The organism is Enterobacter sp. DN, assembly GCF_046054285.1.
GTDB classification, from domain to species: Bacteria; Pseudomonadota; Gammaproteobacteria; order Enterobacterales; family Enterobacteriaceae; genus Enterobacter; species Enterobacter hormaechei_C.
On record NZ_JBJJTG010000003.1, the window covers coordinates 185,510 to 198,543 of the forward strand.

Here is a 13,034-nt window from a genome sequence, read left to right on the forward strand (position 1 = left end):
CGTATTAAGTTGAGGTTGCTATGTCTATTCTGGTTAAAAATAACATTCATTGGGTGGGTCAACGTGACTGGGAAGTACGTGATTTTCACGGGACGGAATACAAAACGCTGCGTGGCAGCAGCTACAACAGCTATCTCATTCGTGAAGGTAAAAACGTCCTGATCGATACCGTCGATCACAAATTCAGCCGCGAGTTCGTGCAGAACCTGCGCAGCGAAATCGATCTGAATGACATCGACTACATCATCATCAACCACGCGGAAGAGGATCACGCCGGGGCGCTGACCGAGCTGATGTCCCACATTCCGGATACCCCGATCTACTGCACCACCAACGCCATTGACTCCATCAACGGCCACCACCACCATCCGGAGTGGAACTTCCACACCGTGAAAATCGGCGACACGCTGGATATCGGCAATGGCAAACAGCTGATCTTCGTGGAAACCCCAATGCTGCACTGGCCGGACAGCATGATGACCTACATGACCGGTGACGCGGTGCTGTTCAGTAACGACGCCTTCGGCCAGCACTACTGCGACGAACGTCTGTTCAACGACGAAGTGGATCAGACCGAGCTGTTCGAACAGTGCCAGCGCTACTACGCCAACATCCTGACCCCGTTCAGCCGTCTGGTCACGCCAAAAATCACCGAGATCCTCGGCTTCAACCTGCCGGTGGATATGATTGCCACCTCCCACGGCGTGGTATGGCGTGAAAATCCAACCCAGATTGTCGAACTGTACCTGAAGTGGGCGGCGGACTATCAGGAAGATCGCATCACCATCTTCTACGACACCATGTCCAACAACACCCGCATGATGGCGGACGCCATTGCCCAGGGCATCAACGAAGTTGACCCGAACGTGGCGGTGAAAATCTTCAACGTGGCGCGCAGCGATAAGAATGAGGTATTGACCAACGTCTTCCGCTCCAAAGGCGTGCTGGTGGGTACCTCCACCATGAATAACGTGATGATGCCGAAAATTGCCGGACTGGTGGAAGAGATGACCGGCCTGCGCTTTCGTAACAAACGCGCCAGCGCCTTTGGTTCACACGGCTGGAGCGGCGGCGCGGTAGACCGTCTCTCCACCCGTTTACAGGATGCCGGTTTTGAGATGTCCCTGAGCCTGAAGGCGAAATGGCGTCCGGATCTCGACGCGCTGGAAATCTGTCGTCAGCACGGTCGCGACATTGCCCGCCAGTGGGCGCTTGCGCCGCTGCCGGAAACCGCACCCGCCGCGGCGGTTACGCCGAAAGCTGTAGCAGAAGCCGCTCCTGCCGCTGCCGACCTCGGCCCTTGCATGCAGTGCAGCGTCTGCCAGTGGATTTACGATCCTGAGCTGGGCGAGCCGTTGCAGGATGTCGCGCCGGGTACGCCGTGGAGCGAGGTGCCGGACAACTTCCTCTGCCCGGAATGTTCCCTCGGGAAAGACGTCTTTGATGAACTGGCAGCGGAGGCAAAATGAGCCACGGCATCGTCATTATCGGCTCGGGCTTTGCCGCCCGCCAGTTGGTGAAAAATATCCGCAAACAGGATGCTAACGTGCCACTGACGGTGATCGCCGCCGACAGCATGGATGAGTACAACAAGCCTGATTTAAGCCACGTCATTAGCCAGAATCAGCGCGCCGACGATCTCACCCGCCAGACGGCGGGGGAGTTCGCAGAACAGTTTAACCTGCGTCTGTTTCCGTACACCTGGGTCACCGATATCGACGCCGACGCCCACGTGGTGAACGCGAAAGATAAAACCTGGCAGTACGACAAACTGGTGCTGGCGACGGGGGCATCGGCGTTTGTGCCGCCGGTTGAGGGCCGCGAGCTGATGGTCACGCTCAACAGCCAGCAGGAGTATCAGGCCAGCGAGACCCTGTTACGCGACGCCACGCGGGTGATGATTGTCGGCGGCGGACTGATTGGCACCGAGCTGGCGATGGACTTCTGCCGGGCGGGAAAATCCGTCACCCTGGTTGACCACGCGGCCAGCATTCTGTCAGCGCTGATGCCAGCAGAAGTAAGCAGTCGCTTACAGCATCGTCTGACCGACATGGGCGTGCATCTGCTGCTGAAATCGCAGTTACAGAGCCTGAGTAAAACCGAAACCGGCATTTGTGCGACGCTCGACCGCAACCGCAGCGTTGAAGTGGATGTGGTTATTGCGGCGACGGGGTTGCGCCCGGAAACCGCGCTGGCGCACCGCGCGGGCGCAGAGATCAATCGCGGCGTGAAGGTGGACAGCTACCTGCAAACCACCCAGCCGGACATTTATGCCCTGGGCGACTGCGCGGAAATTAACGGCCATGTGCTGCCGTTCCTGCAACCGATTCAGTTAAGCGCCATGTTCCTGGCGAAAAACCTGCTCGGCGGCAACGCCCCGGTGAAATTACCCGCCATGCTGGTGAAGGTAAAAACGCCGGAACTACCGCTGCATCTCGCAGGTGAAACGCAGCGTCAGGATCTGGACTGGGAGATTGTCCTTTCGCCTCAGGGCATGGTGGCGCGCGGCACCGATACCGACGGTCAGATGCGCGCCTTTGTCGTCAGCGAAGACAGAATGAAGGAGGCCTTCGCGCTGCTGAAATCGCTACCAGCTTAACCCTCGTCATGCCGGGTGGCGCTCCGCTTACCCGGCCTACAGTACTGCCACGCTTACTTAACCTTTGGATTTTATTGTCCACCGCCCCGATGTCCCGGGGCTTTTTTTTATCGCTACACTTTCAGCGTCAGGGGCGCACCACCAGCGCGTCATAACCGCGCCAGCGATAGTTCGCCATCGAGATCAGCCAGCAGGCGACAAACAGCCCGACCACCACAAATCCGGCGTCGCCCAGGTTATCGTTCACCGCGCCAATCAGATCCCACACGCCGCCGCTGAGGGAGAACTTGTCCATCAGCAGACCCAGCGCTTCCAGGCCGCCAATAAACAGCGCCACCACCACCGAAGTCCCGGTGATGGTCATGTTGTAGTAGAGCTTGCGCTGCGGCTTGTTAAACGCCCAGCCGTAGGCACCCACCATCAGCAGGTTATCGAGCGTATCGACCAGCGCCATGCCGCTGGCGAAGAGCGCCGGGAAGATCATGATCGACCACACCGACATCCCGCTGGAGGCGCTGGCGGCGGAGATCCCCAGCACGCCGATTTCGGTGGCGGTGTCGAACCCCAGGCCGAACAGGAAACCGACCAGGTACATCTGCCAGCTTTTATTGACGAGGCGGAAGGTTTTGCCGAACAGCCAGTTCATGACGCCACCCTGTGCAGGCAGCGTGATGTCGCCCTGCACGGGCCTGCCGTGTTTCAGCGCCTGAAAGCTGCGCCAGACGCCGCGCAGGATCACCATATTCACCAGCGCCATCGCCAGCAGGAAGGTGGCGGAGACGGCGGTGCCAATCAGGCTGCCGGTTTCGTGGAACCATGCCATGTTTTTCTGAAACGCCGTGGCGGTAGCGGCGATAGCAATGGAGGCCAGCACCACGATGGTAGAGTGACCGAGGGAAAACCATGCGCCCACGCCGGACGGGCGCTTGCCCTGCTGCATCATCTTACGCGTCACGGTATCAATCGCGGCGATATGGTCGGCATCCACCGCATGACGCAGTCCGTAACACCAGGCCAGCAGGCTGGCCGCCATCAGCGCCGTACTGCCGCTAAAGGTGTGCCACGCCAGCCCCCAGGCCAGCAGGTTAGCCATCCCGAGAGCCAGCAGCAGGCACGCTGCACGAGGTTCATTGCGTAAAAGTCGTAACATTTTAAATCCCTTGTGAACATGATCGGGCGGCAGCAACCACCGCCTGCCCGAAGGAGATCGCTCCGTCGCCTGCGGGCAGGCGCGAAGGAAAAAGAAGCGTGAAATCAGAAAGGTAATGACGAAGGCGCGCGCGCAGCAGGCGGTTGTGAAGGACGCCGCCGCTGAAACACACCGTCGTGAGCGACCGTCGGCGGGCATGCGTTGCCGCCAGTTCGCTCAGCCCTTTTGCCAGCGCATCGTGAAAAGCCCAGGCACGCTCGCCGGGTTCCGCCCGCCAGGTAAGCCACTGTTGCCAGAACAGCGCAAGGTTATCCGTCTGGAGCGTCACCGGATGATCAACCCCTGCGCAGCGTTCGGCCAGCGCCTCCAGCCGGCACGCGGCTTCGCCCTCATAGCGTTGCGTTTCAATGCCCAGCGCACAGGCCACGGCGTCGAACAGACGACCACAGGAGGAGGCCCGCGGCGCATTGATACCGCGCGACACAGCCGTTGCCAGCAGCGGCCAGTTTTGACGCTGTACCACCTCTGTTTCCGGGTACTGCTGCCAGTCAGGTACGAACGCCAGACAGTGGGCGAGCAAATTGCGCCACGGCTGTTTTGCCGCCAGATCGCCCCCCGGCAGCGCAACGGCTGGCAGACCGCCCAGCCGTTCGCAGTCGCGATAGTTCACCCGCAGGCACTCGCCGCCCCACAGCGCGCCGTTCTCGCCCATGCCGATCCCGTCCAGCGTCAGGGCAATAACATCCCCGCCGTTGAGCGGCCAGCCATTCTCCGCCAGACACGCTGCCGCATGCGCATGATGATGCAGCACGGTCTCAACGGGCAGCGCCTGCGCCCGGGCCCACAGTCGGGCGTGATAACCCGGATGGGCATCGCACACCACGCGCTCAGGCTGAAAGGCGTAGATGTCCTGCATCGTCGAGAGCGCACTGCGCCACTGCGCCTCTACCCCCTCGTCGCTCAGATCGCCAAAATGCTGGCTCAGCACCGCCTGGTTGCCACGCACCAGGCTGAAGGTGTTTTTCATCTCCGCGCCGGTGCATAACATGGGCGGGATGTCGCGGAATCCGGCGGGCAATGTGATGGCATCCGGCACAAAACCGCGTGCGCGACGCAGCATCGTGCCCTCCTGGTCCATCACTGAATCATCCATCCGTTGCAGGATGTCGCGGTTGTGCAGCAGGAAGCCGTCAGCGATGTCACTGAGTTCTTCCAGCGCCTGCTGGTTGCTTATGGCGGGTGGATGGCCGCTGAGGTTGCCGGAGGTCATCACCAGCGGGCGCTGGCAGTCCAGCATCAGCAAATGCTGGAGCGGGTTCGCAGGCAGCATCACGCCGACCGTATCCAGCCCCGGCGCAATCTCCTCAGGAAACGCAGGAAGGCAGGCTTTTGGCGTCAGCACAATCGGCGCAGCGGGTGAACGTAACAGCGTCTGGATGGCCTCCGGCAGATCGTCCGCATGCGGGATCATCACCGCCAGCGGCCTGGTCGGGCGCTGCTTGCGTGCCCGTAATTTCCGAACCGCCTGCGGGTTAAGCGCGTCGCAGACCAGGTGAAAACCGCCCAGCCCTTTGACCGCCACAATCCCGCCGCCTTCCAGCATCGCCACCGCCGCGCTTAACGCCGATTCGCGGGTGGCAGCAGCCTCCCCGGCTCGCCACTCCAGCTGCGGTCCGCAATCCGGGCAGGCCACCGGCTGGGCGTGAAAACGCCGGTCAGCCGGGTTGCGGTACTCCGTTTCACAGGGCACACAGAGCGGGAATGGCGCCATTGACGTGGCCGGGCGGTCATAGGGCATGGCGCGGATAATGGTAAACCGCGGCCCGCAGTGGGTGCAGTTGATAAACGGGTAGCGGTAGCGACGTTCGCGGGGATCGCGCATCTCCACCAGGCATGCGGGACAGGTGGCGGCATCCGGGACGATTTGCGTGTCCATCGCCCCGCTCTCGCTGTGGCGGATGACAAACTCATCCGGCAGCGTCGTCCAGCTGAACGGCTGCGTTTCAATGCGATCGATGCGCGCCAGCGGTGGGCAGTCCTGGCGCAGTCTCGCGGTAAAGTCACCCCCACTGCCCGCGAGACGCACCAGCACGCCCTCTCCGTCGTTGCAGACGTCGCCTGCCAGCCCCAGCTGGTGCGCAAGCTGCCAGACGAAGGGACGAAATCCTACCCCCTGCACCTTGCCGCGCACCCGAAGCTGTACGCCATTAACGCGCATCGCAATTTAAAACAGCAGCGATGACGAGGTGTCGAACGCCGCGCGGCGGCGTTTTTCGGCACTCATCTGTTCGAGCTTGTCGCGATCGACGCAGACCAGCGCATGCGTCGGACAGGCTTCCATACACGCCGGACCGGCATCGCGGTGGTAGCAGAGGTCACATTTATTGGCTTCGGCTTTCTCCGCGCGTACGCTCAGCCCGATACCGCTGTTGCGCACCACCGGGCGAACCACCACCTCCATCGCGCCATACGGACACGCCACCACACAGGTTTTGCACCCGATGCAGCGCTCCTGCATCACATGCACGAAGCCTTTCTCGCGCTTAATCGCCCCGTTCGGACAGACGTTGGCGCACGGCGCGTCTTCGCACTGGCGACAGATAGCGGCGGTAGAAATATTCACGCCTTTAATGACGTGGATGCGCGGCAGGAAGGTATCAGGGGTGAGAGAGGCGCAATCCTGCTCTGCCTGATGGGACACCACGCACGCCACTTCACAGGTACGGCAACCAATGCATTTGCTGGCATCGGCCATAATAAAACGGTTCATCTGCTTCTCCGGCATAACTGTTATGCGCGAAGCTATTCATAAACCGTGCCAATATTTAATGAATTGATTTTATAGGGAAATTTAAAAGAGAAGGATCTGTCATCGTCATTAGTGACGATGACAGATGTCGACGTCAGCGATGCGGGCCGTCAATGACGGAGTCGCGCAGGATAAGCTCGCCGGAGAAGGTTTGCTGAGGCTTAAACTCACCGCCGTCGAGCATGAAAATCATACGGCTGATGGTCTCCTGAATCATCTCCGTTACTGGAATACGCACGCTGGAGAGGGACGGCACGATATAGGGCGCGATTGCCACATCGTCAAAGCCGATGACGGACACTGCGCCCGGCGTGGCGACGCCGCTCTCGTGCAGCTGCCTGATGGCGCCAATCGCCATGTCGTCGTTACTCGCCACCAGCGCGGTAAACGTTTCGCCGCGGGTGAGCAACTGAGAGACCGCCGCCGCGCCGCTGGCCGGGTTCCACTTCCCTTCGGCGATCAGCGCGTCGCGAACTGCAATCCCGTGCTGCGCCAGCGCGTCCTTGTAGCCGGAAAGACGCTCCACCCCGGTGGGGGAATCCAGCGAACCGGTGATAAACGCAATCTCCCGGTGGCCTTTCGCAATCAGCTGCGATACTGCGTCCTGACACGACGCTTTATGATCGGACCAGACGCTGTGACTGCTGTTTTTCCGCAAACGGCGGTTGAGCACCATGATCGGCTGCTCGCATTTCTCAATGATCTCGTCCAGCGCTTCCACGCTCAGAAAACGCGGATAGATGATTACCGCGTCGCAGCGCATGTCGAGCAGGTACTGGATCGCCTCGCGCTCCTCTTCGGCGCTGTGCTTGCCGTCCGCCAGGATCAGCTGACGCCCCTTCTCTTCCGTCATCCGCGCGGCGTTAAACAGCAGCTCGCTAAAGTAGACCCCATGGTACAGGGTGTTCGTCACCACCAGCCCCAGAGTCTGGGTGCGTTTGGTCGCCAGGTTTCGCGCCAGCAGATTGGGGCGATACCCGCTCTCTTCGATGGCCTGAAACACGCGGTCTTTCGTCTCCTGGCTGACGTAACCGTTCCCCGACAGTACCCGGGAGACCGTCGCTTTTGATACGCCTGCCCGCTTCGCCACTTCCAGCATCGTGGTCATATTATTATTCCGTCTGAACCTGATGGGCGCAGTGTACTGCACCGCAGAAAAATTGTCGCAGCGGCGTTATCACGCTTTTTACGGCCACGAGTGATCGTCATCACGAAACGAAAAAATGCATAAAAAGTGGTCTTGTTTCATTAAAAGAAACTCATGATGATTATGTGAAACCGGTTTCCTACACTTCTCACAACGATAACAGGATCACATCCGATGGCAAAAAATTACGCTGCGCTGGCGACCGACGTCGTTAGCGCGCTGGGCGGCAAAGAGAACATCGTCGCCGTCACCCACTGTATGACGCGACTGCGCTTCGTCCTGAAAGACGAAAGCCTCACCGACGCCGCACGCCTGAAAAGCATCAGCGGCGTGCTCGGCATGGTGCGCAACGACAACCAGTGTCAGGTGATCATCGGCAACACCGTGTCCCAGGCATACCGTGAAGTGGTAAGCCTGCTGCCCGCCAACCTGCAACCTGCCGTAGCGGAAGGTCCACAGAAGCTCACGCTGCGCCGGATTGGCGCCGGGATCCTCGACGCGCTGATCGGCACCATGTCTCCGCTGATCCCGGCGATCATCGGCGGGTCGATGGTCAAGCTGCTGGCGATGATCCTTGAGATGACCGGCGTGCTGGGCAAAGGCGACCCGACGCTGACGATCCTGACCGTTATCGGCGACGGCGCGTTCTTCTTCCTGCCGCTGATGGTGGCGGCGTCCGCGGCGGTGAAGTTCAAAACCAACATGTCGCTGGCAATCGCCATCGCGGGCGTTCTGGTTCACCCGAGCTTTATCGAGCTGATGGCGAAAGCCGCGCAGGGCGAGCACGTTGAGTTCGCCTTCATTCCGGTGACGGCGGTGAAATACACCTACACGGTGATCCCCGCCCTGGTGATGACCTGGTGCCTGTCATACATCGAACGCTGGGTGGATCGCATTACCCCGGCGGTGACCAAAAACTTCCTCAAGCCGATGCTGATCGTGCTGATTGCCGCCCCGCTCGCCATCGTACTGATTGGCCCGCTCGGGATCTGGATCGGCAGCGCCATCTCCGCGCTGGTCTACACCATTCACGGCTATCTGGGCTGGCTCTCCGTTGCCATTATGGGCGCGCTGTGGCCGCTGCTGGTGATGACCGGGATGCACCGCGTGTTTACGCCGACCATCATCCAGACCATTGCCGAAACGGGCAAAGAAGGGATGGTGATGCCGTCGGAAATCGGCGCCAACCTGTCGCTCGGCGGTTCGTCGCTGGCGGTGGCGTGGAAAACCAAAAACCCGGAACTGCGCCAGACGGCGCTGGCCGCGGCGGCCTCCGCCATCATGGCGGGGATCTCTGAACCGGCCCTGTACGGCGTGGCGGTACGCCTGAAGCGTCCGCTGATTGCGAGCCTGATCAGCGGTTTTATCTGCGGCGCGGTGGCGGGCATGGCCGGTCTTGCCAGCCACTCGATGGCGGCGCCGGGGCTGTTCACCAGCGTGCAGTTCTTCGACCCGGCCAACCCGATGACCATCGTCTGGGTGTTTGGCGTGATGGGTCTGGCGGTGGTGCTGTCGTTTGTGCTGACCCTGCTGTTAGGGTTTGAGGATATCCCGGTAGAAGACGAAGCCGAAAAAGCACGCGCCCTGCAAACCGCACCGGTACAGAACAAAGCAGCAGAAGCATAAACTGAAAGCGAGGTAAGAATGTCTGTTTTTCCACAAGGATTTTTATGGGGCGGCGCGCTTGCCGCCAACCAGAGTGAAGGGGCTTACCGTGAAGGCGGCAAAGGACTGACGACGGTCGATATGATCCCCCACGGCGCAAACCGTCTGGCGGTAAAAGTCGGCAAGGAAAAACGGTTTTCGTTGCGGGACGACGAATTCTACCCGAGCCACGAGGCGATTGATTTTTACCATCGCTACAAAGAAGACATCGCCCTGATGGCGGAGATGGGCTTTACGGTGTTCCGCACCTCGATTGCCTGGAGCCGCCTCTACCCGAACGGCGACGAACCGCTGCCGAATCAGGAAGGCATTGCCTTCTACCGCGCGGTGTTCGAGGAGTGCAAAAAGTACAACATCGAGCCGCTGGTCACGCTCTGCCACTTCGACGTGCCGATGCACCTGGTGACGGAGTACGGCTCCTGGCGCAACCGCAAAATGGTGGATTTCTTCGCCCGCTACGCCCGCACCTGCTTTGAAGCGTTTAACGGGCTGGTGAAATACTGGCTGACCTTCAACGAAATCAACATCATGCTGCACAGCCCGTTCTCCGGCGCGGGGCTGGTATTTGAAGAAGGTGAAAACGAAGATCAGGTGAAATACCAGGCCGCGCACCACGAGCTGGTGGCGAGCGCGCTGGCGACCAAAATTGCCCACGAGGTGAACCCGGAAAACCAGGTCGGCTGCATGCTGGCGGGCGGCAATTTCTACCCGTACTCCTGCAAGCCGGAAGACGTGTGGATGGCGCTGGAGAAAGACCGCGAGAACCTGTTCTTTATCGACGTGCAGGCGCGCGGCAGCTATCCGGCCTACTCTGCCCGCGTGTTCCGCGAAAAAGGCGTGGTGATTGTGAAAGATCCCGGCGACGACGAACTTTTAAAAAACACCGTCGACTTTGTCTCGTTCAGCTATTACGCCTCGCGCTGCGCGTCGGCGGACATGAACGCGGGCAACACCAGCGCGGCGAACATCGTGAAGTCCCTGCGCAACCCGCATATTCAGGTGAGCGAATGGGGCTGGGGCATTGACCCGCTCGGCCTGCGCATCACCATGAACATGATGTACGACCGCTACCAGAAGCCGCTGTTCCTGGTGGAAAACGGCCTTGGAGCGAAGGACGTCATTGATGAAAACGGCGAGATCAACGACGACTACCGAATCAGCTACCTGCGCGAGCATATTCGCGCGATGGCTGATGCGATTGAGGACGGCGTACCGCTGCTGGGCTACACCACCTGGGGCTGCATTGACCTTGTCTCGGCCTCAACGGGGGAAATGAGCAAGCGCTACGGGTTTGTGTACGTCGACCGGGACGACGCCGGGAACGGCACGCTGGACCGCAAGCGCAAGAAATCATTCTGGTGGTATAAGAAGGTGATTGCGAGTAACGGGGGGGATCTGGAGTAGCCTGTTGCCCTCACCCCAGCCCTCTCCCACAGGGAGAGGGGGATGGGTTTGGTAGGCCGGGTAAGGCGAAGCCGCCACCCGGCACTGCTCAGAGCTGAGAAAATCCCCCATCCCCAACCCACCCGGCAAGCCGTGAATAGACCACGTCCACCGCCTCTTTCACCGGCGGCGTCATCGGGTAATAGAACCCGACAATGTCCGGCTGAATCCCCAGAAACAGCACCTCACCCACGTCGTCTTTAATCTGATCGACCAGGTAGTTCAGCGGCATATTGTGCGTCGTCATCATAAACATTTCGGCGATGTCGTCCGGGTCAATCCGGCGGATCTCACCGGGGTTGAGCCCCATATCGGTGGCATCAACGATTAACAGCCTGTCCGGGCGCAGCTCGCGAATGGCCACCACGTCGTTTTCCGGCGCGCTGCCGCCGTCAATCACCACCCAGCTGCCCGGCGGGTTTGCGGCGCACAGTTCCGCCAGCAGCGGACCCGCGCCGTCGTCGCCCATCATGCTGTTGCCGACACACAGTAAAACGTCAGTCACGTAATCTCCTCACCATCAGGTAGATGGCGCTCTCCTGATGAATATCGTGCAGCATGCTAAGCAGCGTTTTGCTCCACGCCTGCTGCTCGGGGGTTTGCCTGCTCAGCGCCTCGTCAAAGGCGTTGGCGAGCATCGCAATGTGGTTGGCATCGATGACGATCTCGCCGTATTTCGGCACGCCCTCCATCTTGCGCCGCGCCGTGCTGCCCTCCTCCAGCGTGGCGATCCACGCCAGGTAATCGGCCCACGGGCAGCTCAGCGCCGCCTCCAGGCAGTCGATCACCCCTAGGTGATGCCCAATCGCCAGGCTGTAATAGACCACCTGCTGCGCCGCAGCCGGCGTGGCATCGTTCTCATCAATAAACTTACGGCTCAGCTGGCTGAACACCACCGTTTCACTCATCGGATACGCGCCTCATCCACGATGCTGTTCAGGTTCGCCACGATCTCATTGAGTCGCGGATCGTTTTCCGCCTCCAGCCAGCGCGCCACCTGATGGTCGCCCTGGCTCAGCAGGCGCAGATAATCGTCGGCAATCTGGCGTCCGTAGCGGTAGCCCGCCAGCCTGCGCGCCGTGCGGTCGATCTTCACCCGCAGCGGCTGCACCATATCCGGGTGCAGGATAGTGGCTGGCTGGTTGTCCAGCTCGCCCGGCTCGCGGGCGTGGATTTTCTGCTCCAGCAGGCCGAGCGCCATGGCAAAACCGTACAGCGTGGCGGCGGGCGTCGGCGGGCAGCCCGGAATGTAGACGTCCACCGGCACGATTTTGTCGGTGCCGCCCCAGACGCAGTACAGGTCGTGGAAGATGCCGCCGCTGTTGCCGCAGGCACCGTACGAGATGCAGATTTTCGGGTCCGGCGCGGACTGCCAGGCGCGCAGCGCGGGGGATCGCATGGCGCGGGTGACGGCCCCGGTAAACAGCAGAATGTCCGCATGGCGCGGAGACGGCACCACTTTGATGCCGAAGCGCTCGGCGTCAAACAGCGGTGACAGCGTGGCGAAGATCTCGATCTCGCAGCCGTTGCAGCCGCCGCAGTCCACGCGGTAGACGTAGGCCGAGCGTTTGATTTTTTTCAGCAGCGATGCCTTCATGCTGGCGATGGACTCCTCCACCGTCAGCGGCACCGGAATGCCGTTAGCGTCGCGCGGGCCGAGTAAGTTTTCCATCAGCTGGCCTCTCTCATATGGCGGGTTAAATCGATGCGGTCAGACGGCAGCAGGCATTTCTGACGCTTGCACTCCGGGCAGGTTTCGAAGCTTTCACGGTGATGCTCCGCGCGGACGTCGCCGTTGTGCTTCAGCAGTGCGATGGCGTAGTCGATCTCTTTTTGCACGGCGAACGGACGCTTGCAGACGCGGCAGTTGCACAGCGCAAAGCGCGACTGCTGGAGGAAGTCCTCTTTTTTCCACACCGCCAGCTCGTACTCCTGAGACAGGCGAATGGCCACCGTCGGGCAGACCTCCTCGCAGCGGCCGCAGAAGATGCAGCGCCCGAGGTTAAACTGCCAGGCCAGCTCGCCGGTTTTCAGGTCCGTTTCCACCGTTAAGGCATTCGACGGGCAGGCGTTGACGCAGGCCGCGCAGCCGATGCACTGCTGCGGGTTGTGCTCCGGCTTGCCGCGAAAGTTTTTATCCACCGGGATCGGCTCCAGCGGATAACTGCTGGTCTGCGCGCCGGTTTTGATCACTTTTTTGATAAAGGTAAACATGGCGAAT

At 60.6% G+C, this 13,034-nt stretch carries 12 protein-coding genes; 4 read left to right on the forward strand and 8 right to left on the reverse strand.

Features of this window, described 5'->3' with window-relative positions; genetic code table 11:
• The first annotated feature begins 20 nt into the window (after positions 1-20).
• Both norV and norW read left to right on the forward strand, forming a co-directional pair.
• Positions 21-1,469, forward strand: a complete 1,449-nt coding sequence (gene norV, locus ACJTMZ_RS09340) for an anaerobic nitric oxide reductase flavorubredoxin (RefSeq protein WP_252010965.1) — start codon at positions 21-23, stop codon at positions 1,467-1,469.
• The gene (gene norW / locus ACJTMZ_RS09345; RefSeq protein ID WP_017382790.1) at positions 1,466-2,599 is read left to right on the forward strand and encodes an NADH:flavorubredoxin reductase NorW; all 1,134 of its coding nucleotides are present in this window, start codon (positions 1,466-1,468) and stop codon (positions 2,597-2,599) included. The genes norV and norW overlap by 4 nt, the downstream gene beginning before the upstream one ends.
• Before the next feature lie 127 nt (positions 2,600-2,726).
• Here the strand turns inward: norW and ACJTMZ_RS09350 are convergent, their stop codons facing one another.
• From ACJTMZ_RS09350 to ACJTMZ_RS09365, 4 genes are all read right to left on the reverse strand, one after another.
• Positions 2,727-3,749: a HoxN/HupN/NixA family nickel/cobalt transporter gene (locus ACJTMZ_RS09350; RefSeq protein WP_047738417.1), complete on the reverse strand. Its 1,023-nt coding sequence runs from the start codon at positions 3,747-3,749 to the stop codon at positions 2,727-2,729.
• A gap of 1 nt (position 3,750) precedes the next feature.
• Positions 3,751-5,967 carry a carbamoyltransferase HypF gene (hypF, locus tag ACJTMZ_RS09355; RefSeq protein WP_023304312.1) on the reverse strand — a complete coding sequence of 739 codons (2,217 nt, stop codon included), beginning with the start codon at positions 5,965-5,967 and terminating at the stop codon, positions 3,751-3,753.
• Between the two features lie 6 nt (positions 5,968-5,973).
• On the reverse strand, positions 5,974-6,519 hold the full coding sequence (hydN, locus tag ACJTMZ_RS09360; RefSeq protein ID WP_017382793.1) for an electron transport protein HydN: 546 nt from the start codon (positions 6,517-6,519) through the stop codon (positions 5,974-5,976).
• Between the two features lie 133 nt (positions 6,520-6,652).
• Positions 6,653-7,690 (reverse strand): LacI family DNA-binding transcriptional regulator, encoded by a 1,038-nt coding sequence (locus tag ACJTMZ_RS09365; protein WP_322934345.1) that lies wholly within the window; start codon positions 7,688-7,690, stop codon positions 6,653-6,655.
• Between the two features lie 189 nt (positions 7,691-7,879).
• Between ACJTMZ_RS09365 and ascF the strand changes: the two genes are divergently transcribed.
• Together ascF and ACJTMZ_RS09375 are read left to right on the forward strand one after the other, a co-directional pair.
• Positions 7,880-9,331 carry a PTS cellobiose/arbutin/salicin transporter subunit IIBC gene (gene ascF / locus ACJTMZ_RS09370; RefSeq protein ID WP_047636620.1) on the forward strand — a complete coding sequence of 484 codons (1,452 nt, stop codon included), beginning with the start codon at positions 7,880-7,882 and terminating at the stop codon, positions 9,329-9,331.
• Positions 9,332-9,349: 18 nt separating this feature from the next.
• Complete coding sequence (locus ACJTMZ_RS09375) at positions 9,350-10,774, forward strand: 6-phospho-beta-glucosidase (protein WP_017382796.1); 1,425 nt, start codon at positions 9,350-9,352, stop codon at positions 10,772-10,774.
• 88 nt (positions 10,775-10,862) lie between these two features.
• Here the strand turns inward: ACJTMZ_RS09375 and hycI are convergent, their stop codons facing one another.
• Genes hycI through ACJTMZ_RS09395 form a run of 4 tightly spaced genes read right to left on the reverse strand, consistent with a single transcriptional unit; the run spans position 10,863 to position 13,027 of the window.
• Positions 10,863-11,318, reverse strand: coding sequence for a hydrogenase maturation peptidase HycI (gene hycI / locus ACJTMZ_RS09380; RefSeq protein WP_252010966.1), 456 nt, complete (start codon positions 11,316-11,318; stop codon positions 10,863-10,865).
• On the reverse strand, positions 11,311-11,721 hold the full coding sequence (locus tag ACJTMZ_RS09385) for a formate hydrogenlyase maturation HycH family protein (protein ID WP_017382798.1): 411 nt from the start codon (positions 11,719-11,721) through the stop codon (positions 11,311-11,313). The genes hycI and ACJTMZ_RS09385 overlap by 8 nt, the downstream gene beginning before the upstream one ends.
• Positions 11,718-12,485, reverse strand: a complete 768-nt coding sequence (locus ACJTMZ_RS09390; RefSeq protein WP_047054363.1) for an NADH-quinone oxidoreductase subunit B family protein — start codon at positions 12,483-12,485, stop codon at positions 11,718-11,720. Before ACJTMZ_RS09390 ends, ACJTMZ_RS09385 begins: the two co-directional genes overlap by 4 nt.
• Positions 12,485-13,027: a formate hydrogenlyase complex iron-sulfur subunit gene (locus tag ACJTMZ_RS09395; protein WP_003862138.1), complete on the reverse strand. Its 543-nt coding sequence runs from the start codon at positions 13,025-13,027 to the stop codon at positions 12,485-12,487. Before ACJTMZ_RS09395 ends, ACJTMZ_RS09390 begins: the two co-directional genes overlap by 1 nt.
• Positions 13,028-13,034: the final 7 nt, after the last annotated feature.

Coding starts and splice junctions, on each gene's coding strand:
- norV (WP_252010965.1), top strand. CDS start 21: ATGTCTATTCTGGTTAAAAATAACATTCATTGGGTGGGTCAACGTGAC.
- norW (WP_017382790.1), top strand. CDS start 1,466: ATGAGCCACGGCATCGTCATTATCGGCTCGGGCTTTGCCGCCCGCCAG.
- ACJTMZ_RS09350 (WP_047738417.1), bottom strand. CDS start 3,749: ATGTTACGACTTTTACGCAATGAACCTCGTGCAGCGTGCCTGCTGCTG.
- hypF (WP_023304312.1), bottom strand. CDS start 5,967: ATGCGCGTTAATGGCGTACAGCTTCGGGTGCGCGGCAAGGTGCAGGGG.
- hydN (WP_017382793.1), bottom strand. CDS start 6,519: ATGAACCGTTTTATTATGGCCGATGCCAGCAAATGCATTGGTTGCCGT.
- ascF (WP_047636620.1), top strand. CDS start 7,880: ATGGCAAAAAATTACGCTGCGCTGGCGACCGACGTCGTTAGCGCGCTG.
- ACJTMZ_RS09375 (WP_017382796.1), top strand. CDS start 9,350: ATGTCTGTTTTTCCACAAGGATTTTTATGGGGCGGCGCGCTTGCCGCC.
- ACJTMZ_RS09385 (WP_017382798.1), bottom strand. CDS start 11,721: ATGAGTGAAACGGTGGTGTTCAGCCAGCTGAGCCGTAAGTTTATTGAT.
- ACJTMZ_RS09390 (WP_047054363.1), bottom strand. CDS start 12,485: ATGGAAAACTTACTCGGCCCGCGCGACGCTAACGGCATTCCGGTGCCG.
- ACJTMZ_RS09395 (WP_003862138.1), bottom strand. CDS start 13,027: ATGTTTACCTTTATCAAAAAAGTGATCAAAACCGGCGCGCAGACCAGC.